This window comes from Nocardiopsis gilva YIM 90087 (assembly GCF_002263495.1).
Classification (GTDB): Bacteria; Actinomycetota; Actinomycetes; order Streptosporangiales; family Streptosporangiaceae; genus Nocardiopsis_C; species Nocardiopsis_C gilva.
On sequence record NZ_CP022753.1, the window covers coordinates 3,274,293 to 3,300,275 of the forward strand.

Annotated in this window: 28 protein-coding genes and 1 pseudogene; 14 read left to right on the forward strand and 15 right to left on the reverse strand. The window is 71.8% G+C overall.

The features are described 5' to 3' along the window. Window positions 1–219 precede the first annotated feature (219 nt). Window positions 220–2,706, forward strand: coding sequence for a lysylphosphatidylglycerol synthase domain-containing protein (locus CDO52_RS14875; RefSeq protein ID WP_017618971.1), 2,487 nt, complete (start codon window positions 220–222; stop codon window positions 2,704–2,706). Window positions 2,707–2,918: 212 nt separating this feature from the next. Here CDO52_RS14875 and rpmF read toward each other — a convergent pair whose 3' ends face one another. Genes rpmF through rpmG form a run of 3 tightly spaced genes read right to left on the reverse strand, consistent with a single transcriptional unit; the run spans window position 2,919 to window position 3,613 of the window. Then, the gene (rpmF, locus tag CDO52_RS14880; RefSeq protein ID WP_017618972.1) at window positions 2,919–3,089 is read right to left on the reverse strand and encodes a 50S ribosomal protein L32; all 171 of its coding nucleotides are present in this window, start codon (window positions 3,087–3,089) and stop codon (window positions 2,919–2,921) included. A gap of 57 nt (window positions 3,090–3,146) precedes the next feature. Further along, complete coding sequence (locus tag CDO52_RS14885) at window positions 3,147–3,401, reverse strand: type B 50S ribosomal protein L31 (protein ID WP_017618973.1); 255 nt, start codon at window positions 3,399–3,401, stop codon at window positions 3,147–3,149. Window positions 3,402–3,448: 47 nt separating this feature from the next. Continuing rightward, window positions 3,449–3,613, reverse strand: a complete 165-nt coding sequence (gene rpmG / locus CDO52_RS14890) for a 50S ribosomal protein L33 (RefSeq protein WP_017618974.1) — start codon at window positions 3,611–3,613, stop codon at window positions 3,449–3,451. Window positions 3,614–3,956: 343 nt separating this feature from the next. On the opposite strand from rpmG, the gene CDO52_RS14895 reads away from it, so the two are divergent. The 4 genes from CDO52_RS14895 to CDO52_RS14910 all read left to right on the forward strand — a co-directional run bounded on the left by CDO52_RS14895 (window position 3,957) and on the right by CDO52_RS14910 (window position 6,591). Next, window positions 3,957–4,406: a MarR family winged helix-turn-helix transcriptional regulator gene (locus CDO52_RS14895; protein ID WP_026125846.1), complete on the forward strand. Its 450-nt coding sequence runs from the start codon at window positions 3,957–3,959 to the stop codon at window positions 4,404–4,406. Between the two features lie 139 nt (window positions 4,407–4,545). Then, window positions 4,546–5,025 (forward strand): MarR family winged helix-turn-helix transcriptional regulator, encoded by a 480-nt coding sequence (locus CDO52_RS14900; protein WP_017618976.1) that lies wholly within the window; start codon window positions 4,546–4,548, stop codon window positions 5,023–5,025. 25 nt (window positions 5,026–5,050) lie between these two features. Continuing rightward, window positions 5,051–5,473: an organic hydroperoxide resistance protein gene (locus tag CDO52_RS14905; protein WP_017618977.1), complete on the forward strand. Its 423-nt coding sequence runs from the start codon at window positions 5,051–5,053 to the stop codon at window positions 5,471–5,473. A gap of 233 nt (window positions 5,474–5,706) precedes the next feature. Beyond that, window positions 5,707–6,591, forward strand: coding sequence for an RpnC/YadD family protein (locus tag CDO52_RS14910; protein WP_026125847.1), 885 nt, complete (start codon window positions 5,707–5,709; stop codon window positions 6,589–6,591). A 171-nt stretch (window positions 6,592–6,762) separates the two neighbouring features. Here CDO52_RS14910 and CDO52_RS14915 read toward each other — a convergent pair whose 3' ends face one another. From CDO52_RS14915 to CDO52_RS14930, 4 genes are all read right to left on the reverse strand, one after another. Further along, window positions 6,763–7,776 carry a hemolysin family protein gene (locus CDO52_RS14915; RefSeq protein WP_017618979.1) on the reverse strand — a complete coding sequence of 338 codons (1,014 nt, stop codon included), beginning with the start codon at window positions 7,774–7,776 and terminating at the stop codon, window positions 6,763–6,765. After that, window positions 7,773–9,176 (reverse strand): hemolysin family protein, encoded by a 1,404-nt coding sequence (locus CDO52_RS14920; protein ID WP_094932462.1) that lies wholly within the window; start codon window positions 9,174–9,176, stop codon window positions 7,773–7,775. The genes CDO52_RS14915 and CDO52_RS14920 overlap by 4 nt, the downstream gene beginning before the upstream one ends. Window positions 9,177–9,489: 313 nt before the next feature. After that, complete coding sequence (locus tag CDO52_RS14925; RefSeq protein WP_017618981.1) at window positions 9,490–10,068, reverse strand: TrmH family RNA methyltransferase; 579 nt, start codon at window positions 10,066–10,068, stop codon at window positions 9,490–9,492. Window positions 10,069–10,178: 110 nt separating this feature from the next. Beyond that, a complete protein-coding gene (locus tag CDO52_RS14930) occupies window positions 10,179–10,841 on the reverse strand; it encodes a class I SAM-dependent methyltransferase (RefSeq protein ID WP_017618982.1) in 663 nt (220 codons plus the stop codon). A 155-nt stretch (window positions 10,842–10,996) separates the two neighbouring features. On the opposite strand from CDO52_RS14930, the gene CDO52_RS14935 reads away from it, so the two are divergent. The 4 genes from CDO52_RS14935 (at window position 10,997) to CDO52_RS14950 (ending at window position 14,546) form a co-directional block, all read left to right on the forward strand. Continuing rightward, window positions 10,997–11,752, forward strand: coding sequence for an SDR family oxidoreductase (locus tag CDO52_RS14935; RefSeq protein WP_017618983.1), 756 nt, complete (start codon window positions 10,997–10,999; stop codon window positions 11,750–11,752). A 146-nt stretch (window positions 11,753–11,898) separates the two neighbouring features. Next, window positions 11,899–12,123, forward strand: a complete 225-nt coding sequence (locus tag CDO52_RS29485) for a DUF1918 domain-containing protein (protein ID WP_017618984.1) — start codon at window positions 11,899–11,901, stop codon at window positions 12,121–12,123. A gap of 18 nt (window positions 12,124–12,141) precedes the next feature. Further along, window positions 12,142–12,417, forward strand: coding sequence for a DUF1876 domain-containing protein (locus CDO52_RS29490; RefSeq protein ID WP_017618985.1), 276 nt, complete (start codon window positions 12,142–12,144; stop codon window positions 12,415–12,417). A gap of 860 nt (window positions 12,418–13,277) precedes the next feature. Then, on the forward strand, window positions 13,278–14,546 hold the full coding sequence (locus CDO52_RS14950; protein WP_026125848.1) for an APC family permease: 1,269 nt from the start codon (window positions 13,278–13,280) through the stop codon (window positions 14,544–14,546). Here CDO52_RS14950 and CDO52_RS14955 read toward each other — a convergent pair. From CDO52_RS14955 to CDO52_RS14975, 5 genes are all read right to left on the reverse strand, one after another. Then, window positions 14,515–15,363 (reverse strand): NUDIX hydrolase, encoded by an 849-nt coding sequence (locus CDO52_RS14955; protein ID WP_232524196.1) that lies wholly within the window; start codon window positions 15,361–15,363, stop codon window positions 14,515–14,517. The genes CDO52_RS14950 and CDO52_RS14955 overlap by 32 nt on opposite strands. After that, window positions 15,360–16,115 (reverse strand): HAD family hydrolase, encoded by a 756-nt coding sequence (locus CDO52_RS14960; RefSeq protein WP_017618987.1) that lies wholly within the window; start codon window positions 16,113–16,115, stop codon window positions 15,360–15,362. Before CDO52_RS14960 ends, CDO52_RS14955 begins: the two co-directional genes overlap by 4 nt. 98 nt (window positions 16,116–16,213) lie before the next feature. Further along, window positions 16,214–17,161, reverse strand: a complete 948-nt coding sequence (locus CDO52_RS14965; protein WP_017618988.1) for a VWA domain-containing protein — start codon at window positions 17,159–17,161, stop codon at window positions 16,214–16,216. A gap of 40 nt (window positions 17,162–17,201) precedes the next feature. Next, complete coding sequence (locus CDO52_RS14970; RefSeq protein ID WP_017618989.1) at window positions 17,202–18,173, reverse strand: DUF58 domain-containing protein; 972 nt, start codon at window positions 18,171–18,173, stop codon at window positions 17,202–17,204. A gap of 6 nt (window positions 18,174–18,179) precedes the next feature. Further along, window positions 18,180–19,253, reverse strand: a complete 1,074-nt coding sequence (locus tag CDO52_RS14975; protein WP_017618990.1) for an AAA family ATPase — start codon at window positions 19,251–19,253, stop codon at window positions 18,180–18,182. A 131-nt stretch (window positions 19,254–19,384) separates the two neighbouring features. On the opposite strand from CDO52_RS14975, the gene CDO52_RS14980 reads away from it, so the two are divergent. From CDO52_RS14980 to CDO52_RS14990, 4 genes and pseudogenes are all read left to right on the forward strand, one after another. After that, the gene (locus tag CDO52_RS14980; RefSeq protein ID WP_094932463.1) at window positions 19,385–20,158 is read left to right on the forward strand and encodes a protein kinase family protein; all 774 of its coding nucleotides are present in this window, start codon (window positions 19,385–19,387) and stop codon (window positions 20,156–20,158) included. Window positions 20,159–20,322: 164 nt separating this feature from the next. Beyond that, a pseudogene (locus CDO52_RS29495) lies at window positions 20,323–20,640 on the forward strand (iron chelate uptake ABC transporter family permease subunit); the annotation flags it as partial. A 109-nt stretch (window positions 20,641–20,749) separates the two neighbouring features. Continuing rightward, the gene (locus CDO52_RS27490) at window positions 20,750–21,343 is read left to right on the forward strand and encodes an iron chelate uptake ABC transporter family permease subunit (protein WP_157745575.1); all 594 of its coding nucleotides are present in this window, start codon (window positions 20,750–20,752) and stop codon (window positions 21,341–21,343) included. Between the two features lie 335 nt (window positions 21,344–21,678). After that, window positions 21,679–21,984, forward strand: coding sequence for a 4a-hydroxytetrahydrobiopterin dehydratase (locus CDO52_RS14990; RefSeq protein ID WP_017618992.1), 306 nt, complete (start codon window positions 21,679–21,681; stop codon window positions 21,982–21,984). A gap of 56 nt (window positions 21,985–22,040) precedes the next feature. Here the strand turns inward: CDO52_RS14990 and CDO52_RS14995 are convergent, their stop codons facing one another. Then, window positions 22,041–23,669, reverse strand: a complete 1,629-nt coding sequence (locus CDO52_RS14995) for an AMP-binding protein (protein WP_094932465.1) — start codon at window positions 23,667–23,669, stop codon at window positions 22,041–22,043. Window positions 23,670–23,867: 198 nt separating this feature from the next. On the opposite strand from CDO52_RS14995, the gene CDO52_RS15000 reads away from it, so the two are divergent. After that, window positions 23,868–24,884: an acyltransferase domain-containing protein gene (locus CDO52_RS15000; protein WP_094932837.1), complete on the forward strand. Its 1,017-nt coding sequence runs from the start codon at window positions 23,868–23,870 to the stop codon at window positions 24,882–24,884. A 25-nt stretch (window positions 24,885–24,909) separates the two neighbouring features. Here the strand turns inward: CDO52_RS15000 and CDO52_RS27495 are convergent, their stop codons facing one another. Next, entirely contained in the window at window positions 24,910–25,101 is a 192-nt protein-coding gene (locus CDO52_RS27495; protein WP_157745578.1) for a hypothetical protein, read from the reverse strand. A 46-nt stretch (window positions 25,102–25,147) separates the two neighbouring features. Continuing rightward, window positions 25,148–25,972, reverse strand: coding sequence for an arginase family protein (locus CDO52_RS15005; RefSeq protein WP_017618995.1), 825 nt, complete (start codon window positions 25,970–25,972; stop codon window positions 25,148–25,150). Window positions 25,973–25,983: the final 11 nt, after the last annotated feature.

Below are 25,983 nucleotides of genomic sequence, written 5' to 3' on the forward strand. Positions count from 1 at the left end.
ATTATCCATTCGGATATATGCGAGCGAAGTCATCAAAAGGCGTACAGCGGGAAATGCACTTGCACATTCCCGCGTGAATGCACATGCTCTCCCCACGCTTGGAACTCTGACAGGCGACCCCGAGTTGGGTCGGCGCTTGCGGCGGGCTGACCCCTGACACGTTGTGGACACGCCGAGGGCCTGGCGCCGGAGACGTCGCGGGTCGGGCAGGCTGGAACCGTGAATGTACGGCAACCAGAGCCCGAACAGGGCAGACGATCGGCACCGCGGTCCGCCTCCGCGCCCCGGCCGGACGCCCCGCTGAGCGACGTCGCCGTCGAGGCCGCGTCGTCCAACGGTGCGGCGCCGCGGCAGCGCGCGGTAGCCCGCGGTGCCCGCCCCACCGAGCGGCGCCCCCGCGACCTGCTCTTCTTCCTGATCGGCCTGTTCGTCATGGCCCTCGTCCTGCTGGTCGTGAGCCTCACCACCGACCACGCGGACGTCACCGACCCCAGCGAACTGCGCGCCCTGCTGCCGTCCTGGTTGCTGGCGGTCACCGCAGGTGTCGCCAACCTCGTCGTCATCGTTCTGGCCGGGGTCACCTCCGTCGAGCGGATCCTGCGTCAGGAGTACCGGCCGGTTGCCCGCGGTCTGACCGCCGCCGCCACCGGCTATGCGCTCACGGGCGCCATCAACGCCGCGATTCTCGCGATCTCCGGTCCCGGCGGGCCGCCCGAAGCGCTCGCGGCGCCCACCGCCTACAGTGCGTTCACCAACCCCCTCCACGCCTACCTGGCCGCCGCCATCGGCTATGTGGCCGCGCTTCCGCTCGGCCACCTGCCCCGTGTCCGCACCGCCATGTGGTCTGGGATCGCCGTCACCGGCGCCTCCGTCCTGCTGGCCGGGCTCAACACCTCACTGTCGCTCCTGCTCACCGCGGTGGTCGGCGCAACCAGCGCCGCGGCAGTGAGCTTCGCGATCGGGCTGGCCCGCCCGACCCCGGCCACGGCCCGGCTCATCCGCGAACTCCGCCGCTTCGGCCACGAGCCCCTCGGGATCACGCCCGATGGCACCGATGCCGACGGCAACCAGCTGTTCGCTGTCGACGCCGTCGACCGCCGCCTCGACGTCGTCCTCATCCGTGCCGACGACCTCATCGGGTTCTGGCGACACCTGTTCCGCATCGTCCTGCTCCGCGACCCCGCCGCCCCGCCCGTCCTCCTCGGCCCGCGCCGCCGCGCCGAGCACACCGCCCTGATGAGCTTCGCCGCCCACTCCGCGGGCGCCGCCACCCCGCGTGTCCTGGGTATCGGTGAACTGGGCGGCGGCACCCTCGCCGTGGTGCGCGAGCACGTCCGGACCCGATCCCTCGACGACGCCGCCACCGAGGAGCTCACCGACGACGTCCTCGACGACATCTGGGCCGAACTGACCCTCCTGCACCGCCACCGCATCGTGCACGGCAACATCAACGGCGCCACCGTCGGCTGGCGGCTCGGCGGGCGGGTCGTCTTCACCGGCATGACCGGCGGCAGTCTCGCCGCGGTCGGGCTCAAGGCCTCACTGGACGTGGCCGCGCTGCTGGCGGTGCTGGCACTGCGCGTGGGGGAGCAGCGCGCCGTGCGGTCCGCCGTGCGGGTCCTGGGCATCGACACGGTCGCGGCGGCCCTGCCGTTCCTGCAGCCCGCCGGAATGCCCCTGCGGCTGCGCCGCCGCCTGGCCGCCCAGAGCGACCTCCTCGGCCGGCTTCGCACGCAGATCACCGGCATCGCCCCCGAGGCTCCGGCGCGGCCCGCCCGACTGGAGCGGATGCGCCCGCGGACGGTGGTCAGCGTCGCGGCGGCGACCATCGTCGGTATCGTCCTCGCCTACCAGCTCGCCGATGTCGACTTCTCCACCATCCAAGGAGCCGACCTGCGCTGGGCGGCGGCGGCCTTCGTCGCCTCGACGATGTGCATGCTCTCGGCCGCCTTGGTGATCATGGGGTTCGTGCCGGTCAAGCTGCGCTTCTGGATGACCGTGCTGGTGCAGTACGCCGGAGCCTTCATCCGCATCGCCGCCCCCGCCGGACTGGGCACGCTCGCCCTCAACACCCGCTACGCCACCCAGGGGGGTGCCTCCACCGGGCTGGCGATCTCCGGGATCGGCCTGTCCCAGGCGGTGGGCGTCGCGCTGCACGTGGCGATCCTGCTGGTCGCCGCCTACCTCACCGGCACGGGCCACGTGGCCGACTTCTCGCCGTCGTCCACCCTGATCATCGTGACCGCCGCCCTGTCGGTGCTGGTCGCGGCGATCCTGCTGGTGCCCGCGCTGCGCCGCGCCGTGCAGGAGCGCGTACGGCCCTACTTCCGCGGTGTGCTCCCGCAGCTCCTCGACCTGCTGCAGAGCCCGCGCCGCATGACCATGGGGGTCGGCGGCACCCTGCTGCTCACCGCGGCCTACGTACTGTGCCTGCACTTCTCGGTGATCGCGTTCGGCGGCGCCGCCGACCTGGCCGCCGTCGCGGTGGTCTTCCTGGCGGGCAACGCCATCGGTTCCGCGGCCCCGACCCCGGGCGGCCTGGGCGCGGTCGAGGCCGCCCTCTTGGGCGGACTGACCGCTGTGGCCGGTGTCCCAGCGGCCATCGGCCTCCCGGCCGTTCTCCTCTTCCGGGTCCTGACCTTCTGGTTCCCGGTCCTGCCCGGCTGGGGCGCCTTCCATCTGCTGCAGCGGTGGAAGGCGATCTGAACGCCAACAGTGGAGCTGAGGAGGGACGCCGGTGGACGGAGTCGTGGCGATTGTGCGCGTCGGCGGTGAGGTCCGGCCGGGTGAGGGGATCCAGGGCGAGCCGCCACAGGGGCCACACCATCCTCTGGCCGTGGTCTGAGGTTCTCGGGCCGCCACGGGGCGGACTACAAGGCCCGGGCGGCGGGTTCGGCGCCCAGGCCTTGCGCTTGTCGTCATCCGTCCAGGCGCAGCAGGCCCCGGCGGTAGGCGGGGACCAGGCGGTGGGGGACGAGCGCGGTGCGGCCGTCGATGGTGACCGGGACGAGGTCGGGTGGCGTCGCCGTCCAGGTCGAGCGGCGCTTGCGGGTGTTGGAGCGCGACATCTTGCGCTTCGGGACGGCCATGGAGTCCTGCCTTTGCTGGGGTCGTGCGGTTGTACTGGGCTGGGGTGCTCGCGGCGCCTACTTCGTCGTCGCGGTGCCGTACCGGCGCTGGAAGCGTTCCACGCGGCCGGCGGTGTCGACGACGTGGCTCTTGCCCGTGTAGAAGGGGTGGCTCGCGCTGGAGATCTCCACGTCGATAACGGGGTAGGTGGTGCCGTCCTCCCACTCGATGGTCGCGTCGCTGGTGGCCGTCGAGCGCGTCAGGATGGCGAAGTTCGCGGCGCGGTCGCGGAAGACGACCGGGTGGTAGTCGGGGTGAATGCCGGGCTTCATGGCGGGTGAGCTCCTGATGGGGTCGGGTGAATGCGGTGGGCGTCGACTCAGCGCTCTTCGCGGAACTCCACGTGGCGCCGGACGACCGGGTCGTATTTGCGGAGCACCAGCCGGTTGGGCGTGGTGCGGCGGTTCTTTCGGGTCACGTAGGTGTAGCCGGTGCCCTCGGTGGAGCGCAGCTTGATGAGGGGACGCAGTTCGTTGCGTGCCATGGGGTGTCACCTCCGGTTGGTGTTCGCGGTCGGCGGTGCCGTCCGCGGGGGCCATGTGGATGGCCACGCCTCTAGAAGTAAACGATAACCGTTTTCATTCCCTTCTGGGACGCCGCACCGACGCGTCGGTGGCGATGCCCTCACAGGGCGGCATCGGATTTCGGCCACGCCGGGCGGTGACGACGCGATGCCGGAATGTCACATTGCGGGGTAGCGTTCCCGTCGGAAGCTCGAGCAAGGTGTGCTCACCGCCGCCAGCGCGGTGGCGGCAGCGGCCCCTGGAGGGCGCCCCGGGGTCCGAGGTTGATGGGATCATGACGGTGCAGAACCGAGGGGAGGGCGCGTGAGCAGGGACAGACTCGCCGAGGAGGCATGGGAGGCGCTGGCGCGCGCCCATCTGGCGCTGATGCGGCGCTTCCAGGAGGACTTCCGCGGGTGGGAGATCTCCATGCGCGAGTACGACGTGCTGTTCACCCTGTCGCGCTGCCCCTCGGGTGGGACGCGGCTGCGCGATCTCAGTGAACACGTGCTGCTCACCCAGCCCAGCATCAGTCGCCTGGTGGAGCGTATGGAGGACAGCGGGCTGGTCGCGCGCGGGGGAGACCCCGAGGACCGGCGCGGCACCGTGGTCCGCCTGACCGACCAGGGCCGGGACGTGTTGCGGCGCGTGGGCCGGGAGCACGCCGCGGCGATCGCGCGCTATGTCGGCTCGGCCCTGACGCCGGAGGAGCTGCGCACCCTCAAGGAGCTCTCCGGGAAGCTGCACGACGCCCAGGCTCGCCAGGGGGACTGACCTGCTTCTGCCCCCGTGCCGCGCGAGCAGAGTGAATCTACATTGTAAAGGTGAAAACTCGGGTGCCGAGAGGCTGGTTGTGCACAACTCAATTGTGCTAGGTTCAATGTGGATCGAGGAGAGGAGGTGCACTCACAGCATGTCCGAGGATCACGAACACCAGGGGGTCGATCCCTTGTCCCTGGACAACCAGCTCTGCTTCGCCATCTACGCGGCGTCGCGGGCGCTGACCGGGCTCTACCGCGAACTCCTCGCGGAGATGGACCTGACCTACCCCCAGTACCTGGTGATGCTGGTGCTGTGGGAGCACGACACCATCTCGGTGAAGGACCTGGGCGCCGCCCTGCGTCTGGACTCGGGCACGCTGTCGCCGCTTCTGCGCCGACTGCAGGCCCGCGGCCTGGTGCGCCGGGTCCGGGACACCGACGATGAGCGCCTGGTGCACATCAGCCTCACCGACGAGGGCGCCCGGCTGCGCGAGCGGGCCCGGGACATCCCCGAGCGCGTCGTGTGCTCCACGGACATCCCCGAGGACCGGGTCGCGGAGCTGCGCACCCTGCTCGATCGGATCACCCAGTCGGTCGGCGACGCCGCAGGCGCACTGCGCGCCGCCCGATGACCAGCCCAACCGCAAGGAGACACTCGTGAACGTGCTCTACACCGCCCAGGCCACCGTCGAGGGCGAGGGCCGCAAGGGCAAGGGTTCCACCAACGACGACCGCCTCAACGTCGAGCTGTCCGTCCCCAAGGGCCTGGGCGGCGACGACGGCCCGGGCACCAACCCCGAGCAGCTTTTCGCCGTCGGCTACGCCGCCTGCTTCCACGGCGCCCTGAAGAAGGTCGCCCGCGAGGCCAAGGCCAGCGTCGACGGCTCCACCATCGAGTCCGCCGTTTCCATCGGCAGTGGCGACGACGGCTTCGGCCTGAGCGTGGACCTCACCGTCACCATCCCCGGGCTGGCCCAGGCCGAGGTCCAGAAGCTGGTCGACGCCGCCCACCAGGTCTGCCCCTACTCCAAGGCGACCCGCGGCAACATCGAGGTCAACCTCACGGCCAAGACCGCCTGAGTCGACACCGACCCAGCCGCCCCTGTCCGACCCGCACGCCAACGGCGGCGGGACGGGCGGGGGCGGCCATTCTCGGCTCGGGTTACCTGACAGGGGCCGATTCACGGATTGAGCGGGCCAGGGGCAAGTGAGCGAGAACAGAGTCGACATTCCTGGACGATTCTCTGTTCCTCTGCGAACCGGTGAATGCCGTCTTTTGCGAACCGGTGAATGCCGTCTTTACCGTGTTCGGCATGCCACCATTCGAACACGAGTTCCCTCTCGATCTCATCCGGCATGCCCCCGATCTCGCCGTGCACTTATATGAGCGCGTCTCCCACGCCCGCCTGCCGGAGTACGCTTGGGCGCGGTGCGAGTCAGGCGATGCCACGACGAGCTCACCGTCGGAGCTGCGCGCCGACTCCGTCGTCCTGCTCGAATCCCCGGCCACCGAAGGCGAGGAGAAGCCCGTCGCCGTGCAGGGGATTATCGTGGAGCCCCAGAACGACTATGACAGGCGCAAGCGGTTCAGCTGGCCGACGTACGTGGCGAACCTCAGATGCCGACTGGAGTGCCCGTTCGTCCTGATCGTCTTCACACCGACCGACGCTCTGGCGAAGTGGTCCGCGCAGCCGATCGACCTCGGCGGTGGATACATGGTTCAGCGGCCTCTCACGGTAAGCCTGGAGGCGCTGCAGCCGGTGACCAACCCCGAAGAGGCCGCAGCGTGCCCCGAAGTCGCGGTCCTGGCGGCGGTTCTGCACAAAACTGACGACCAGGAAGCCCTCGACGCGCTGATCCCTGCTCTCGTCGCCATCGATGACAACGCGTCGAATCTGTATTCTGACTATGTGCTGCAGGCACTTCCCACGGCGGCACGGATGTACTTGGAGGAGACCATGGTCACCGGCACCTACGAGTTCAAGACCGAATTCATTGGGCGACCGTATCGCCAGGGGAAGACCGAGGGAGAGATCGAGGGCAAGGTGGACGATGTGCTCATGATCCTCGAAGCTCGCGGACTGACGGTCTCGGACGCGGTCCGTCAGCAGGTGACCTCATGCACCGACCTGGAGCAGCTCAACACGTGGGTGCGCAGAGCCGTAACCGTGACCCGGGCTGACGACCTCTTCGCCTGATCCGTCCCAGGTGCTGCGGCGCCCCCGACCCTGCAGCGTGGATAGCGCGGGGCGCCGTGCACAGGTCATGGCGCCGGGGAAGAGCAACAGCAGTGGTGGCCGGGGCCCGTCGGGCCCCGGCCACCTGTCGGTCACGCGAATGTGACGATGTGCCGTCTGCTCGGCGCGCCGTTAGGCCGCCGACTCCAGGAGCAGCAGCTCGTCCACGATGTCCTGCAACGTCACCAGGCCCACCAGCCGGCCGCCGTCCTCGACCAGGGTCAGGTGGCTGCGGCTCTCCCGCATGATGGTCAGCGCCGCATAGATCGGCGTGGACGCCGCCAGCGTGGGCACCGGCCGCATCAGATCGGTGGCCGTCGTGTGCGACGGGCTGGTCAATGCGTCGCGCACGTGCAGCACCCCCGTGGGGCAGCCGCCGTCCATGACCACCAGGCGCAGGTGGCCGGACTCCCGGGAGACCCGCTTGACCTCCTCCAGCGAGGCCCCGGGGGCGACCCCGGCCAGCTCCTCGCGGGGGGTGGCGATCTCGCCCAGCGGCCGGGAGTTGACCTCCAGGGCACTGGCGAGCTGGTCGCGCCGGTCCTCGTCCAGCGCACCGGCCTTGGCCGAGTGGTCCACCAGCTCCCGCAGGTCGTCGGGGTTGTGCCCGCCGGCGACTTCGTCCACGGCCGCCACGCCCACCCGGTGCAGGCACCAGTTGGCCATCCCGTTGAGCAGCACCAGCGCCGGCCGTGTCACCCACATGAAGATCCGCATCGGGATCGCCAGCAGGGTCGCCGACCGCTCCGGGTGCGAGATGGCCCACGACTTCGGCGCCATCTCGCCCACGACCAGGTGCACGAACGTCACCACGACCAGCGACACGGTGAACGACACCACTGTGGAGACCGCCTGGGGCATCCACCCGTGGAACAGCGGCTCGATCAGGTGGTGTACGGCCGGCTTGGTGATGGCACCCAGCGCCAGCGTGCACAGCGTGATGCCCAGCTGCGACCCGGCCAGCAGCAGCGACAGGTCGCGGGCACTGCGTAGCGCCGCCCGGGCCGCCACGCTGGTCTCGGCGGCCTCCTCCAGCCGGTAGCGGCGCGCGGCCACCAGCGCGAACTCGATGGCGACGAAGAACGCGCTGAGCGCCACGATGCCCACGGAGATGAGCAGAGCGAGGAGCGGGTTCATGTCGCTCATGCGTTCACCTCCCGGCCGTTGGCCCGATCGCGGTCGGCGTCCGGCGACACCGGCGCCTCGTACAGCTCCAGCCGCACCGTCGCTGGAACGTGCCGGTCGACGCTCCGGACGCTGAGTCGGATGGTTCGGACCGGCTCGTCGTCATGGGCGCCCGGGTGGCGGGGCAACTCCACGTCCATGCTGTCGCCGGGCTCGGGCAGGCGGCGCAGCCGGCTGATGATCAGCCCGCCGATGGTCTCGTAGTCCCCGTGCGGCAGGTCGTGGCCGAGCAGCCGCTCGACCTCGTCCACGTGCACCGCGCCGGGCAGCAGCCAGCTGCCGTCCTCGCCCGCGTGGACCTCGCCCGCCTCTTCGGGGTCGTGCTCGTCGGCGATCTCCCCGACGAGCTCCTCGGCGATGTCCTCGGTGGTCAGCACCCCCGCCAGACCGCCGTACTCGTCGACGACGCAGGCGAACTCGTCCTCGGCCTCGCGCAGCCGGTCCAGCGCGCCGGGCAGCGGCAGCGAGATGGGGACCAGCAGGGCGGGACGCGACACCTTGGCCACCGGGATGCGATCCAGGTCGACATCGCCCAGCGCGAGGACGTCGCGCAGGCAGATCACGCCGAGGATGTCGTCCACGTCCTCGCCGAGGACGGGGAAGCGGGAGTGGCCCAGCGCCATGAGGTCTACGACCCGGCTGACCGGGTCGCCCCCCTCGACCGAGGTCACCTGGGGGCGGGGGATCATGGCGTGGCCCGCGGTGCGGCCGTGGAAGTCCAGCGTGCGGTCCAGCAGCGTGGACAGCTCAGCGGGCAGGTCACCGCTGACCCGCGACTCCTTGACGATGTGTTCCAGGTCGCGGGGGGTGGCGGCGTGCTGGACGTCCTCGACGGGCTCGATGCGCACGGCCTTGAGCAGCAGGATCGCGGCCTGGTCGAACAGCCGGATGATCCACCCGAACAGGCGCAGGTAGATCCCGGTCGACAGGGCGAGCCTGCGGGCGATGGGCTCGGGCCGGGCGATGGCGAGGTTCTTCGGGAACAGCTCACCGAACACCATCTGCACGACGGTGGAGAACAGCAGGGCCAGCACCACACCGGTGGCGATGCCGACACCGGTCGGCACGCCCACGCCGCCGAGCAGTCGGCCGATACCCGAACCGATGAGGGGATCGGCGACGTAACCGACGAGCAGTCCGGTGACGGTGATGCCGAGCTGGGCTCCGGAAAGCATGAACGAGGTGCGGTTGGTGATCCCCAGGGCCCGCTGGGCGCCGGTGTCACCCTGGGCGGCTCGGACCTTCAGCCGGGAGCGGTCCACCGCCATGAAGCCGAACTCCTGGGCGACGAAGTAGCCCGTGGCCGCGGTGATCACCAGGACCACCAGTGCTCCGAGGAGGATGCTCAGGACGACACTCATTTCGCGCGCACCGCCTCGGAGCGATCAATTCCAGTGCGCACGCCGCCTGGTGAAGGCGGGTCGTCGGGGTCGGGGGCACAGCGTCCTACGCGGACGCTGCCGGTACTTCGGGACGGGTCCACTGGTCCTCTCTCTTTTCGCGTATACCGAGGATACGAGCAGGGGGCCGAATAAATTCCCTGGGCCGCAGCGGGCGGATCTCCTCGGGTGGAGCCGGTTCTACCCGATCATGGTCCGGTTAACGCGCCCAGGATAGGGAACTTGGTAAAGCCGCCCGCGGCACGTTGAGGTGCCGCGCGGCGGAGCCGGTGGCTCAGTCGACGCTGGGAGCGTCGGCGGCCGCGGGAGCGTCCGGCTGGGCGGGGCCTTGGCGCCATTCCCGGCCCCGGGTCTCGGCGATGGCCACCGCGGTGGCCACGGCGACGTTGAGCGACCCGACGCGGCCGATCTGCGGGATGTAGGTCAGAGCGTCGGCGCCGTTGAGCAGCGCGGGGGAGCACCCGTGGTCCTCGGCGCCCACCGCCAGGCAGATATCGCCCTCCAGGGGGGCTTCGTGCAGCGGCGCGGCGTCGGTGGCCAGTTCCACGGCCACGACGCGGTAGCCGTCGTCGTGGGCGGCCTTGATGGCCTCAGTGGTGGTGCGTACGCGCCGCAGGCGCAGCTTCTGGTCGGTCCCCAGGGCGGTCTTGCCGACCTGGGGGTGGCCGGGGTCGATGGTGTTGCCCGTGAGCCAGAGGGTCTCGACCCCGAAGGTGGCGCTGGTGCGCAGGATGGAGCCCAGATTGAACGGCTGGGTGACCGATTCGACGATGAGGGCGATGCGGCCCTCGGTGCGCCTGCGCCAGTGGCGGTTGAGCCGTTTGACATCGGTTGGGCGCAGCTGCGTGCTCACCTGGGGTCTGTTCCTTGTGGTCGCGGTGGTCGAGACGTGGTGGGGGAGGTCGGGTTCAGGATACCGGGGCCAGCGCTCGCGGTGGTCCGGGCGGGGGAGGGGCGGCGGCCTCAGGGCCGGTGGACGCGCAGGACGCGGAACCCGGCGCGCGAGGCGGCGCGCTCGGTGGGGTGGCCGTTCGCCTCCAGCCAGCGGTGCAGGGAGTCGGCGCCGAGGTTCTTCTGCACGACGAGGTGCGCGGTGCCGCCGGGGGCCAGGCGACCCAGCCAGGTGCCCAGGAGTGCGTGGAGGGCGGGCTTGCCGATACGGATGGGCGGGTTGGACCAGATGGCGTCGAACGGCCCGGCCAGGGCCGCGGCCACCGGGGCGGTGCCGGCGCCCGGTTCGGCGTGGCCGGACGGGTCCTCGGCCGGGGCGCCCTCGGCGTCGACGACGTAGAAATCTACGTTGTCAAGGTGGTTCTTCCGTCCATTCCTCCGCCCCAGCTCCACCGCACGCCGGTTCACGTCGACACCCACCACCGACGCCTCGGGAGCGCGCGCCGCCATCGCCAGCGCGATCGGCCCGTACCCGCAGCCCACGTCCAGCAGCCGCCCGTGCGCTGGCGGAGCCGGGACACTCTCCAACAGGACGCGCGTGCCCAGGTCGACCTTGTCGGGGGAGAACATCCCGCGGTCGGTGTCCAGCCGCAGGTGGAGGTCGGCCAAGACGAGGTCGACGGTCGCGGGCCGATGGGTCGCGTCCGGATCGGGGTCGAAGTAGTGCTGCGCCACGCGCCGACGCTACCAGCACCGATGCCCCGGATGGGCCGTCGTCGCGGCCGTACCCACCCCTCCGGATCGACAGACCGTCCGGTCGGTACGCTGTGGACTGTTCGCGTGCGCCCGCGACGATCGGCGCAGAGCACAGACGAAAGGGGAAGGCCGACATGGGACGCTTCGACGGGAAGGTCGCCGTCATCACCGGCGCGAGCCGCGGCATCGGACGGGCCGCGGCCCAGCGCATCGCGGACGAGGGCGGCAAGGTCGTCATCACCGCGCGCAAGCCCGACCCCCTCGCCGAGGCCGCCACCGCCCTCGGCGGCCCCGACACCGCCCTGGGCATCGCCGGAAAGGCCCACGACCCCGACCACCGCGCCGAAGTCATCGCACAGACCCTCGCCACCTTCGGCCGCATCGACGTCCTGGTCAACAACACCGGCATCAACCCCGTCGTCGGCTCCGTCATCGACATCGACCCCGCCGCCATGGCCAAGATCTACGAGGTCAACGTCATCGCCGCCGCGTCGTGGGCGGCCGCGGTCCACCAGGCCTGGATGAAGGAGAACGGCGGCGCCATCGTCAACGTCTCCTCCCTGGCCGGGCAGCACCCCGCACCCGGCATCGGCGTGTACGGCACCAGCAAGGCCGCCCTCATCAACCTCACCCAGCAGCTGGCCTTCGAGCTCGCCCCCGCCATCCGTGTCAACGCGGTGGCCCCCGCCGTCGTCAAGACGGACTTCGCCACCGCTCTGGTGCAGTCGAACGAGGACGAGCTGGCCGCCACCTACCCCCTGGGCCGCCTCGGGGTACCCGAAGACGTCGCCGCGGCCATCGCCTTCCTCGCCTCCGACGACGCCTCCTGGATCACCGGCCAGACCCTCACCCTGGACGGCGGCCGCACCCTGTCCGCCGGCGTCTCCTGAGGCCCCACCACACAAGTCCACACCGCCGCCACCGCACCGCGCGGTGCCCCAGGTCGATCGGACGTGTGCATATATGCCTTCCGACCATTGCAAACGCCGCTTGGCCAGCGAAGAATGGGGCATAACCGAGGGACCTTGGAGGCGCGATGAGAGCACGCATCGGAGACCGCCTGGTGGTCGAGGGCCCGCGCGATGACGTCCACCGCCGCACCGGCGTGGTGACCGAGGTCCGAGGCCGCGAGGGTGCACCGCCCTATCAGGTCCGCTGGCTGGACGAGGACGCGGACCACGAAGTCCTGGTCTATCCGGGACCGGACGCTCATATCGAAGAAGGCCCGGTCGGTGGTACCGCTGGCCGATCCGGGCGCTAAAAGGTGGAGGTGGGCTCAATGCACACCATGAAGCGGTGGAACGTGGACATCCTGCTATCCGAGGAGACCACCGAAGAATCCGCCCGCACGTGGTGCGAGGCGGGGCTGGACTCCGAGGACGGGTCGAGTCTGCGCGGTCACGGCATGGCGCGCAAGCACCCTGCGGACGAAGACGTGCCTGAAATCGGCGACGAACTCGCGGTCTCGCGGGCACTGGCGGACCTCGCCCGGCAGCTGCGCCAGGTGGCGGCCGAGGACATCTCGGACCACACCGGGACCCCATGGCGACCCTGACACCACGGCCCCGGACCTACGCCCGGGGTCACCACACCAACCCACCACGACGCTCGGCTGGACCACTCCAGCCGAGCGTTTGGCTTTGCGGGTAGAGCCGGGGGTCCCCTGGGCGGCCTTGTCCGTGCCCATCCCCCGACGTTCTGGGGTGAAAAGCGGCACCGAGGGCGGTGGGGCTGGGGCGCCGGTCCTCCGGCGGGTGCGGCGTGGCCGGGCGGTCGTCGGGGGCATGCGCGACGTGAAGCTTCCCTGCGGGGAGAGGAAGGCGGCACCGACGGCAGGTGGGGGTGAGTGCCGCCCTCGTCGCTCCGCCGGGGAGGTGCCCGGCGAGCAGGCCGCTGACGCTGGCGTTACCCCGCCGCACCTCTCAGGAGATCGGCGCCCTCAACCCCCTGCGCCCTCGGTGCCGCTTTTCGCCACAGGACACCGGAGAGACGAAATCCGACAAGGCCGCCCAGCAGACCCAGGCCTCCGGCTCCGGACGTGACAGCGGTGATCACAGGGAAGGTCTCGATTCTGTCCGGTTTGTCGCCACAACTCCCGTGATCACTGCGGTCAGGGGTGCGGACAGCGCTTTTCCACCCCCGGGCACGCCGTGCCCACCCCGCAGACGACCGGCGGCCGGGAGCCCGCGGCCGTTGGCGCCGCGCCCATTGCGGGTCAGGGGCTGTCAGCGGTCACTGCCCCGGCGCGGGACCAGACCAGTCCTGTCTTGCTGGTCCACAGGGTGTAGCGATCCCCACACCACGCCCCGCAACCCCACGTCCGCCCCCTGTTCAGGAGGCTGCCGTCGGCCATTCGCCCGGCCAGCACCGGCCAATTGACTTTGGCGTGATCATGTCGCGGCAGACTCTGCCTCTATGACCACCTCATCAGGTTCACAGGCGAAACCCGCCCGAGTTCTGGGCATCGCCGACGCCGTGACGATCGGCGCCGGGGCCATGATCGGCGCGGGCGTCTTCGCTGTCTTCGCCCCCGCGGCGGCGTCCGCCGGGGCCTGGCTGCCTGTGGCCCTGCTCGTCGCGGCGGTGGTGGCCTACTGCAACGCCACCTCCTCCGCGCGCCTGGCGGCCGTCCACCCCGAATCCGGCGGCACCTATGTCTACGGGCGCGAACGCCTCGGCGAACTCTGGGGCTACCTGGCGGGGTGGGCGTTCGTCGTGGGCAAGATCGCCTCGTGTGCGGCGATGGCCCTCACCTTCGCCGCCTACGCGCTGCCCGGCTGGGAGCGTCCGGTGGCCATCGGCGCCGTGCTCGCGCTGACCGCCCTCAACTACCGGGGCGTGCGCACATCGGCCCGAATCACCCGATTCCTGCTGGCAGCCGTCCTCGCGGTCCTCGCCGCGGCCGTCGTGGCCGCCGCGGCCAGCGGACGGGCCGACGCCGCCGAACTCTCGCTCGCGGGGGACTGGCCCGGCTCCTTCGGGCTGTTCGGCGCCGCCGGAATGCTGTTCTTCGCCTTCGCCGGATACGCCCGCATCGCCACGCTGGGTGGCGAGGTCCGCGACCCCGCCACCACGATCCCGCGCGCGATCACCATCGCCCTGGCCGGGGTCCTGGCCGTCTACCTGCTGGTGGGGGGCGCCGTCCTGATGGTGCTGGGCCGCGACCGGCTGGCCACCAGCTCCGCGCCCCTGGCCGACGCCATGGCCGCCGCCGGGTGGCCCGCCCTGGTGCCCGTGGTCGCCGTCGGCGCCGCCCTGGCCAGCCTCGGCGCGCTGCTGTCCCTGGTACTGGGGGTGTCGCGCACGGTCCAGGCGATGGCCGCCGACCGCCACCTGCCCCGCTACCTGGCCGCGATCCACCCGCGCTTCGGCGTCCCGCACCGCGCCGAGGTCGCGGTCGGCATCGTCGTCGCCCTGCTGGTGGCCGCGGTGGACCTGCGCGAGGCGATCGGGTTCTCGGCCTTCGGCGTGCTGGTCTACTACACCATCGCCAACGCCTCAGCGCTGCGCCTGGGTCCCGAAGAGAACCGGCCCCCGCTGCTGGTGCCTGTCGTGGGCCTGGCCGGGTGCGTGGTCCTGGCGTTCAGCCTGCCGCTCACCTCGGTGATCTCCGGGGCCGCCGTACTCGCCGTGGGCGCCGCCGTGTGGCTGGTCAGGGCGCGATGGGCGTCGCCAGCGCGGTGAGGCCGCGCCGCGCCGTGGTCGACAGCCGCAGGTGCGGCAGGTCGTCGGGGGTGAACCAGGCGCAGTCGATCGTCGACCCGCCGGTCTCGGTCACCCGCAGCGGCTCCGGCTCGGCCACGTGCACGTGGAGGAACACCCACACCGAATAGATCTCGGTGTCCGAGCTTTCCGGCCCCATCTGGCCCGTGCGGTGGTGGCAGGCGATGGTGACCAGATCACCGGTGCCACCGCGCTGTCCGGTCTCCTCGAACAGCTCGCGCTCCAGCGCCGCCCGGACGTCCTCGCCGTCGTCGACCCCGCCACCAGGCAGGTGCCAGCATCCCGCCGCGGGAAACCCCGGCGCGATCTTGGACAGCAGGATGCGCCCGGCCGCGTCGGTGACGATCCCGTAACTGGCGAACCGCCGCAGGCTGGGCGTCGGCCGTTCCGGCTCCTCCTCCAGCAGTGCCCGGGCCGCCGGCAGAGCGGGCAGCGCCATCGCCCGCTCCAGGGGCAGGGTGGGCCGACCGGCCGCCTCCTGGGGGGTCAGCGGCGCGGTGTAGAACACCCGGTCGACGTGCATCGGCACCGGCATCCCGGCCGCGTCGTGCACGGTGACGATCTCGCTGCGCACACCGTGGGGGACCAGCGCGGCACCGGGCGCCGCACCGCCCGCCCGGCGGGCGACCTCGGCGGGGTCCTCACCGAAGCGGACCCGCGCGCCGGGCAGCGCCCACCCGCCCTCGGGTGCCACCACGCCCACGGCCCGCCCCTCGGCGGTGCGCCCGACGAGATGGGCGCACACGCGGCGGGCCATGCCAGGCGCGGTGTCGCTCACTGGGCCTCCACGCCAGGCGCGCCGATCGCGGCCGGGCCGGGGACACCGGCCAGATGCAGCAGGTCGCTGAGGCCGCGGATGGTGGCCACCCCGGTGGCGTCCTCCCCGGCGTAGCGCTCGTGGCGGTCGAGCAGGACGGGCCGCAGCCCGGCGGCGCTGGACCCCAGCGCGTCGGTGCGCACGCGGTCCCCGACGTGCCAGCACTGCTGCGGCGCCACACCCATCTGGTGGCAGGCGCCGTGGAAGATCCGCGGGTCGGGCTTGGCCGAGCCCGCCGTGTCGGCACACACGATGGTTCTGAAGTGCTGGGTGATGCCCAGCACGGCGAGCTTCTCGCGCTGCATCGACTCCGCGCCGTTGGAGATGACGCCCAGCGCGATGCCGGCCGACGCCAGCGCGCCCAGCACGGGCTGGACGTCGGAGAACGGACGCCAGGCATGCCGGTGGGCGGCGAGGTACTGCTGGTAGAGCTCGTCGCAGTGCTCATCGGCGATCTGGGAGTGGCCCGCCTGCACGGCCAGCGCGCGCACACGCTCGCGCCGCTGCTCCTGCAGGGTGAGCCGCCCGTCGAGGTAGGCCCCGAACGAGATATCGGTCTGGACGTCCCACAGGCGGCGCGCCGCGTTGAAGTCGGGGTGGCCCAGCCTCTCCATGAGGGCGCGCAGACCCGCCGAGCTGGCCGCATAGTCGTCCAGCAAGGTGTCGTCGAGGTCGAAGAAGATCACCGTGGGGGTGGGGGTGGATTCCGGCATCGTTCCTTAGTTTCCGTCGCATCCTGCACCAGCAGAAACATGCCCACGGTACCGGTCGTGCGCCGTCGCCGCGCGGCCGGGCGGCACCACGGGTGTGGTCAGGGCAGACGCTGGAACCACAGAAGCGAGGCTACAGCGGTGGCGAATGCGCTGAGCAACGCACCGAACACGAACCACGTCACAATCTCTTGGTGGACCGTTTCGGATCCCAGCGACGTCCCGATGTCCTCATAGACCCCGGTCAGTTCGGCCTCTGATGCGGCCTCATAGAAGTTGCCGTCGGTGCTCTGGGCGAGCCGCTCCAGCGCGCCCTTGTCGATGTTGGCCTCCACCGGCTGCCCGTTGATCTCGATGATCGAGGCGCCGGTGCCGAAGGCGATGGTGGAGACTGGCACTTCGGCGTCGGCGGCGGCCCGCGACGCCGTGGTGATGGGGCGCCCGCTGGTGTTCTCCCCGTCCGACAGCAGCACGATCGCCGCCGGGGGCGGGTCCTGCCCGGCGTCCTCGTCAAAGGAACTGATGGCCTGCAGCGAGGTGAAGACCCCCTCGCCGATCGCGGTGCCCGGCGCCATCTGCAGGCCCTCGATGGAGTCGCTGATGGCCTGGTGGTCCTGGGTGGGGGAGGACACCACCCCCGCGGTGGCCGAGAACGCCACCAGGCCGACGTTGAAGCGGTCGGGGAGCGAGTCCACGAACCCCCGGGCGGACTCCTTGGCGGCGCTGATGCGGTCGGGCTCGATGTCGGCGGCGGCCATGGACGGAGAGACGTCGATGGCGACGATGATCGTGGCGCGCTCGCGCGGCACCTCCACGGGCATGGCCGGCCGCGCCATCGCCATGATCATCATCGCGACGGTCAGGAAGAACAGGGCGGCGCTGACGTGGCGCCGCCAGTTGGGCCGGTCCGGGGCCACCCGGTCCAGCAGGGCGAGGTTGGTGAACCGCACGGCGTACTCGCGTCGCCGGTACTGCGCCCAGACGTAGACGGCGATGAGGGCGGCCAGTGCCGACAGCAGCCACAGCCAGCCGACGGAGAGGAAGGTCACCCGGGCGTCCTTTCTGTGGGGCGTGGTCGCGCGCGGCGCGTCACCGCGGTACCGCCGGGGTGTGCCGTGCGAGCCGATGGGCGGTACGCCGCTGCTCCACCACGAACCGGGCCATGTCCACGATCCAATCCCGGTCGGTCCGCAACACCAGGTGGGGAACACCGCACCGGCGCAGCCCCGCCTGGACCGCGGCGCGCTGCGCCAGGGCCGCCGCACGGTAGTCGCGCCGGACCTTCGCGCTCACGTGGACCTCCCGGGTACGTCCGGACTCGGGGTCGGTCATCGCGACCAATCCTATGTCGGGCAGGTCGAGTTCGCGGGGGTCGATCACCTCCACGGCGAGCACTTGGTGGCGGACGGCCAGGCGCCGCATGGGGCGCTCCCACGGGGGTTCGGCGCCCGCCTCGGGCGGGGTGTCGAGGAAGTCGGAGATGACCACGCGCAGGCCGCGGCGCCCCCGGGTGCGGGAGAGGTCGTGCAGCGCGTCGGCGAACGTGGCGCCGCCGTCCGCCCCGGGCCGGGTGCGCGGTGCCGCGGCGACCGTGGCCAGCAGGGCCGGCAGCGCGGTCTTGCCGGAGCGGGCCGGCCAGCGCCGGATCTGCCCGCGATGCAGGAAGTGGGCGCCGAACCGGTCGCCCACCCGCTGGGTGAGGACGTTGACGGCGGCCAGGGCGCCGATCGCGATGTCGCGCTTCTCCTGGTGGCCGGTGCCGAAGTCCATGCTCGCCGAGAGGTCCAGCAGCGTCCAGCTCTCCAGCTCGCGGTCGGCCACCGGGTCGCGCACGTGCGGGGCGGTGGTGCGCGCGGTCACCGACCAGTCCATGAGCCGCACGTCGTCCTCACCGGGCTGGTACAGCCGCGCCTCGGCGGGCTCGCTGCCCGGCCCCAGGCGCAGCCCCAGGTGCTCGCCGTGCAGCAGCCCCTCCAGTCGGCGCACCACCCGCAGGTCCAGGCGCCGCAGCGCGGCGTGCAGTCGCGGGTCGAGTGCCGTGGGCGGCGGGTGTCCTCGCACGGTCGCCTACCGGGCGGCCATGGCGGTGTGCTCGCCGGTGGCGGGGTCGTCCCAGATCACCCGGGGCGGGGGGACGGTCGCCAGCACCCGGTCGACGACCTGGGTGGTGGAGACGCCGTCGGCCAGCGCGTCGAAGGTCAGGACCAGGCGGTGCGCCATGACGTCGCGCGCCAGCATCCGCACGTCCTCGGGCAGCACGTAGTCGCGGCCGCGGATGAGCGCCAGCGCACGCGCGGCGGCCACCAGGCCCAGCGTGGCGCGCGGGCTGGCCCCGATCTCCAGTACCCGACGCAGGTCGGGCATGCCGTACTCCTCAGGCTCCCGGGTGGCCATGACGAGGCGCACCACATAGTCGGCGATGAGCTGGTGGACATGCACGCGCTCGGCGTCAGCCTGGAGTTCCAGCAGGGTGACGGGGTCGAGGACCTGGTGCGCCTCGGGCGGGGTGGTGCTCATCCGCCGCAGGATCTCCATCTCCTCGTTGGCCCGGGGGTGGGGCACCACGACCTTCATCAAGAACCGGTCGCGCTGGGCCTCGGGCAGCGGGTACACCCCCTCCGACTCCACCGGGTTCTGGGTGGCGATCACCACGAAGGGCTCGGGCAGCGGGTAGGTCGTGCCGCCCAGGGACACCTGCTTCTCCGCCATGACCTCCAGCAGCGAGGACTGCACCTTGGCCGGGGCGCGGTTGATCTCGTCGGCCAGCACGAAGTTGGCGAAGACCGGGCCCAGCTCCACATCGAACTGCTCGGTGGAGGGGTGGTAGATGCGGGTGCCCACGATGTCGGAGGGCACCAGGTCCGGGGTGAACTGCACCCGCGCGAACGACCCGCCGGTCACCTTCGCCAGCGTGGACACCGCCAGCGTCTTGGCGATGCCCGGTACCCCCTCCAGCAGGCAGTGCCCGCGCGCGATGAGGGCGACCATGGTGCGCTCCACCATCTGCTCCTGGCCGACGATGACCGTGGAGACCTCCTGCATCGCCGCGCGCAGCAGCCGGGTCGGCTCCCCGGCGGCCCCGTTGTCGGGCCGGGCGCGGCGAGCACCGTCGTGAGCGGGCAGGGGATCGGTATCCGGCATCTGCGGCCCAGCCTTTCCACGAGCGGCGATATCCCGCCGGGTACGTTGATGGTGACGCAACGGCGATGCTACCCGCTCGTGCTGGGATGAGAACGGCCATAGCGGGGCAATCGTGCGAAGGGGGTCCGCCCGTGCCCGTGCCGCTGCAGCAGACCGATCCGCGCCAGCTCGGCGCCTACCGGCTGAGCCACCGGCTCAGCCACGGTGCCGAAGGCGTCGTCTACCTCGCCCACGACCGCGACGGCCAGCCCGTCAGCGTCGCGATGCTCAGCGAGGGCGCGGCCGCCGACCCGGCCGCCCGCGACCGGTTCGCCGCCGCCGTCACGCAGGGGACCGGCGTCGGCACCGCCCCCCGGGTCCTGGCCGCCAACACCACCAACCCGGCCGCGTCCTGGGTCGCCGTACCGCACGCCCCCGGCCGGGCGGGCGCCGAGGCGTTCCTCGCCCCAGTCGCCGTCGGCGCGGGGGAGCACGACCCGGGAGCCCCGGACTACGCCCCGCACTGGGCCACCCGCTCCACCCCGGCCGCGGCCCGCTGGTCCGGCGCGGTGGGGCGCGATGCGGCCTCGGCCGCCGAGTCGACCTCCGACCGGCGCGTCGTGCTGGGCCTGCTGCTGGTGCTGTTGCTGTTCGTGGCCCTGCTGATCCTGCTCTACCTGTGGCTGACCGGGCTGTCGGCGCAGGCCGGGGGAGCCGACGGAAAGCCGTTCCCGAGCGGGGGCTCGCCCTCCCCGACCGAGCCGAGCACCTCGCCCCGGCCCACCCATGAACCGTGGGTGAGTCCGGATCCGCGCGGGACCGGGCAGCCCACCGACGAACCGTCGCCCACCAGCGACGTCCCCACGGTGGACGTGGAGGACGAGGACTCCCCCGGCCTTCCGCCCGACCCGCGGGGGTGGGGCTGAACATCCGTTCGCACGACGTCATCGCCTTATCGCCTGGTGTGTCCACTCCTGGCCCCCGCGCCGCAGGCACCCCGGGCGCCACGCCCCCTCTGGCCCCCGGGTGCGGGGCGGGATAGGTTCGGCTGAACCAGCGCACAACCCGAATCGAGGGAGAAAGGGCGGCGATGGTCCGGGAGCACGTGGCCTGGCGGGTGTGGGTCCTGATCGGTGCCGTGGGTGCCCTTGCGGCAACGGCCGCCGTCGCGCTGCTCGTGGGGGAGTTCCCGGCGCCCTGGCGCGGGGTGGCCAAGGCGCTGGGAGAGCCCGGGGCCGCGCCGCAGTCGGTGGACTTCATCATCTGGGAGGTGCGCGTGCCCCGCCTGCTGGCGGGCGCCGCCTCCGGCGCGGCGTTCGGCGTGGCCGCCGCCCTCCTGCAGACAGCATGGGGCACCCCGCTGGCCGGCCCCCGCACCGCGGGCATGGGCGGGGCGGCGATGCTGGCGATCGTGCTGGCCCCGGGCTGCCGGGCGGAGCCCAGGGGCCGCTGGGCTCCGCGACCGCCGGAGCCATCGGGGCGGCAGCGGCGGGCCTTGGCTTGGGTCTGGCCCTGCGATGGCGGTGGGGAGCGCGGGCACGCTGCGGCCCGGCACCGTACTGCTGGCCGGGACGGCGCTCGACGTGCTGTGCACGGCTGTCGCGCTGTCTGTTGCGGTGAGCGCGGTCGGCGGGGTCGGGGGGCCGCGGGCGGACCGGCTCGTCGCGGGCTCCCCGCTGCTGGGAGTGGAGCACGCCCCGGTGCTCAGCGCGCTGTGCGCGGCCGCGGCACTGCTGGGGGCCGGAGCGGCGTGGCGGGCACCGGCCGTGGTCGCGGTGGGTCCGTGGAGCGGGCGGATGGCGGTCGTGTGCCTGGCCGCGCTTCCCGTGGGGGCGGGGGTGGCCCTGGCGGGGCCGATGGCCCTGGCCGGGCTTGCCGGGGGAGGGGTGGCCTGGTTGGTGATGTCGGGACACCCGGGGTGGACGGCGTTGCTGGCCGTGCCTCTGGGGGCGTTCGTCGTGCTCGCCGGCGACCTTGTGGCGCGCTCGGTCAGCGGGCCTGAGGGAATCGCCACGGGGTACGTGACCGCGGTGGCGGGGGTGGTCGTGCTCCTGGCCCTCCGCCGATCGCGCACGACGGCCACGCCCGAGCCTCCGGTGCCGGCGGCCTAGCACACGCCCCGACCGGGAGCCTGCCGTCGCTCCTCACCACCACATATGAATCTACAATGTAAAGGTGGCAGTGTTTTTCTCTAAAAACCCCCTCTCCCAAACCAAAAAAGGAGCGGCTACGCCGCCCCTATCTCCCCAAAACTCCACCACCCGCACACCCGCATCGGACCACATCCGGCGCGGGAACCCGCCCACCGCCCAAACACTGGTCCACACTGTCCGAAAACCCCGGAGACGCCACCAACCACACCCACCACGATTGACCGGCCCACCACCGAGGTAGGAACCCTCACGCACCGAACGACCCAGCGACCACACCGCACCAGGAGCGCACCATGACGCTACTCAACGAACAGCAGATCACCGACGGCCTGACCCACCTCGACGACTGGGAATGGGACCGCGAACACCACGAAATCCGCCGCACCGTCAAAATGCCGGACTTCATGAGCGCGATCCACCTCATCACCGCGATCGCCCACGTCGCCGAACAGGCCAACCACCACCCCGACATGGACATCCGCTACAACAAGGTGACCTTCCACCAGACCACCCACGCCGCGCACGGCATCACCGAAAACGACATGCAGCTAGCCGCACGCATCGACGAACTCGTCGCCGACGCCCAACCCCGCGGCTAACCGGCAACCGCGCCCCGGCCCGGGACCACCCGCGCCGCCAGCGCCCACCACCGGCCTCAGCCCTGGGCCGGGCGCAGCCGCCCCCGCCGGATCTTCCCCGACGCCGTCCTGGGCAGCTCGTCGACGAACGTGATCCGACGCGGATAGGCATGCTCGGCGAACCGCGCCCGCACCAGCTCCCGCAGCTCCTCAGCGAGCTCATCACTGGCCCGCGACCCCTCATGCAGCACGATGCTGGCCGCCACGGTCTGCCCCGACAGCTCGTCGGGCACGCCATACACCCCGGCCTCCGCCACCGCCGGGTGCTGCAGCAGCGCCGTCTCCACATCGAACGGCCCGATCCGGTACCCCGACATCAGGATCGCGTCATCGTCGCGAGTGGAGAAGTACAGATACCCTTCGCGGTCCTGGCTCCCGGTGTCACCCGTCAGATACCAGCGCCCATCGGGCGTGAAGCGCGCCGCCGAGGCCCCCGGATTGTCCCGGTACCCCCGGAACCACATCAGCGGACTCGCCTTCACATCCACGGCCACCCGCCCGAAGGCCCCCACCGGAGCCTCACCATCAGCCACGGGCTCCAGCACCGTCACCGACCACCCCGGCAACGCCGTGCCCAGCGACCCCACCCGCATATCGGCGGCCACATCATCGTGGTTCTGGTGGCCCACAAAGATCCCCAGCTCACTCTGCCCATAGTGGTCGCGCAGCGGCACCCCGAACGTGTCCGCCGCCCACGCCACCACATCGCTGTTCAACGGCTCACCAGCACTCGACAGGCGCCGCACCGCGATCTCCGGCGGCAAAGTCTTCGTCGTCGCCCGCAGCGTCCGATACACCGTCGGCGCCGCCGCCAGGTTGGTGACCCCGAAAATCGCCAGCACGTCGAGGGTCAACTCCGGGTCGAACCCCGCCCGCAGCTGCAGCGAGCGGTGGCCCGCCAACAGCGGGGACACCAGCCCGTAGTACAGCCCATAGGCCCAGGCCGGGTCCGCGGTGTTCCAGTACACGTCGTCATCGGCGACATCCAGCCCATAGCGGTGGTAGGCGTGGAACGCCGCCAGCGCCCGCACCGGCACCTCCACCCCGCGCGGCGGCCCGGCCGTGCCCGAGGTGTAGAGCAGCACGAAGGGCGCGTCACCCCCCACGGCCACCGGCGCCGGCGCCGTCCGACCGCCGCTGCCGCGCGTGAGCCCCGCGATGGTGTGGTCGCCCTCGCGCAGGGGAGCGGGGCCGGTGGTGGCGATGTGCCAGGGGGCGTCGGCGGGGACGTCGTCGCCGGGGTCGAGCTTGGGCCGCTGGTCGTCGTCGCAGATGACGAGGCGGGTGTCGGAGTGGGTGAGGCGCAGGGCGATGGCGCTGGGCGCGAACGCGGTGAACAGGGGAACGTGCACGGCGCCGAGCCGCCAGATGGCCAGGGCGGTGACGGCGAGTTCGGTGCCCTTGCCCATGAGGGTGGCGACGTGGTCGCCGCGGGTGATGCCGAGCTCGGCCATGGCGGCGGCCAGGGCGGTGGAGCGTTCGGCGAGTTCGCCGAAGGTGAGGTCGTGGGGGAGGAGCTCGGGGCCGACCTCGGTGACGGCGACGGCGTCGGCGGGGTGGCGGTCGCACAGCAGGTGGGCCACCGATGCGGTGGGGGTGTCGTAGGTGGCGAGCCAGTCGCGTACTTGCTGCGCCGGGTCGTGCATCGGTGGTCGTCCCCTTTTCTGGAGGATTGTGCGTGTTGCTGTGGTCGTGTTCCAGAGTATTCCCCTGTGTGTGATGGTGCCCTCAACGGCGGGCGATGGCGGTCACCGTTCGCCGCGGTCGGTGGGGGAAGGTGGGTGGGTCGGGGCCCGGGGGAGGGGTGGTGGCGTCGGCGGTGGGGAGGCGTCACGATGTGGGCCATGGATGTCGATGCTGTGGTGCGGCGGTTCGATCTGGGCGAGGAGATGCGCGGCTGGTTGGCGGAGGCCGCCGAGTTGCCGTTGCCGGACGGCGGGTGTCCGCTGCCGCCCCGTTCGCGGGCGCGGGAGGCGCTGGCACCGTTCGGCTTGAGCGCCCAGGACGAGGCGGAGCTGGTGGGGCTGTGGCCGGATGAGGCGTGGCCGCCGGAGCTGCTGTGGCTGGTGGAGCGCATGTATGCGCGGGTGGTGGAGGATCTGGCGGCGGGGCCGGGGGAGTGGCGGCATTGGCCGCCGCTGCCCGGGGTGGAGGACGCGCGGGCGCGGTGCGCGCCGGTGTTCGCGTTCGCTGCGGCGGTTCCGGCGTTGCGGGCGTGGCAGGACCGTCACGGGGTTCCGCCGGAGGTGGGGGCGGCGACGCTGCGGGATGTGGGGCGCCATGTGGGCCATAACCGGACGATGTTCGGGCGGATCGGGTTGGAGGTGGCCGCGTGGATCGCGTTGCAGTTCCGCGGCGGCCTGTTCGAGCTGGGGCGGCTGCAGTATGAGCCGGCGCGGCTGGTCGAGCAGGCGGCGGTGACCTGGTACTCCGAGGCGGAGGCCGCGGGTTTGGCGCCGGAGTTGGCCTATGGGGCGCCGACGCTGCGGTTGCATATCCCAGCGGGGGAGTCGTTGGACCCGGGGGCGATCGACGCGTCGCTTGCGCGGGCGCGGGGGTTCTTCGCGTCGTGTTTCGGCAGGGAGTACGCGGTGGCCACGTGTGCGTCGTGGCTGTTGGATCCGCAGTTGGCGGAGTATCTGCCCGCCGGGTCGAACATCCTGGCGTTCCAGCGCCGGTTCACGCTGGTTGACCGGTCGACGCCGGGGGATCGCGACGTGTTCCGGTTCGTGTTTCGGCGCCCGGGGGTCGAGCGGTTGGAGGGGCTTGTGCCGGCCACGCGGTTGGAGCGGGCGATCGTGGCGCATTCGCGGGCGGGGCGCCACTGGCGGGTGCGCACGGGGTGGCTGCGCCTGCCGTGAGCGGCGCAGGGGCGTCCCTGCCGGGTCAGGGCCCGGTGTCGTGGGCGGGTTCGGGGGGTGTGGACCAGCCCGTGGTGATGAGGCGTCCGGACCCGGTGCAGTCGGCGCAGCGGCGGGGGACCACCATTTCGCCGACGCCGTCGCCGCCGGCGTAGCCGACGACTCCTACTCTGAGTCCGCTGCCCTGGCAGCTTTGGCACACGATCGCGACATCCACGGGCGCAAGGATAGGCGCCTGGCGGGGTGGTGTGGGGGCGGTGGGGTTAGTCGGTGAGGTCGAGGGCGGAGAGGAGGGTGGTCAGGCGGGTTTCGTCGTGTTCGACGACGGGGGCGTATTCGCAGATGCCGATGCCGACGATGTCGTGGTGGGCGTGGATGGCGGCGAGGGCTTCGGCGACGGAGTCGGCGCGGGGGCCGTCGGGGGTGGGGACGGCGACGGCGGGGAGGTCGACGGGGTCGCAGACGTCGACGTCGAGGTGGACGTAGGCGGGGGTGCCGGGGGGTCGTGGGGCGGTGACGCGGGTGGGGTCGGCGATGATTTCGACGGTGTCGACCCAGGCCATGCCGTGGTGGCGGACGTAGTGGGTTTCGGCGGGGTCGAGGTCGCGGCTGCCGACGAGGGTGACGGCGGGCGTGGACATGGCGGGCCCGTTGGGGCCGATGAGGTGGGGGTGGCCTTCGCCGAGGAGGGCGCGTAGCCCCATGCCGTGGGCGCGGCCGCTGGGGGAGGTGGTGGGGGTGTTGAGGTCGGTGTGGGCGTCGACCCAGTAGAGGACCATGTCGGGGTGGCGGGCGGCGAGGTGTTGGACGGCGACGAGGTCGGAGAGGCAGTCGCCGCCGAGGGTGAGGGTGCGGTGGGGGTCGCGGCGGGTGAGGCGGTTGCGGAGCCGTTTGAGGGTGCCGTGGATGGCGTCGAGGTTGCGGATGCCGTCGATGGTGGTGCGGGGGCCGTCGGTGACGGCGACGTGGAGGCGGTTGCCGCTGGGGGGTATGAGGTGGGCGAGGGCGGATGCGCCGGCGGCGATGCGGACATCGTCGCCGCCTTGCCACAGGGGGACCACCAGATCTACGTCGCGCTGCCAGACCATGTCCCAACCTT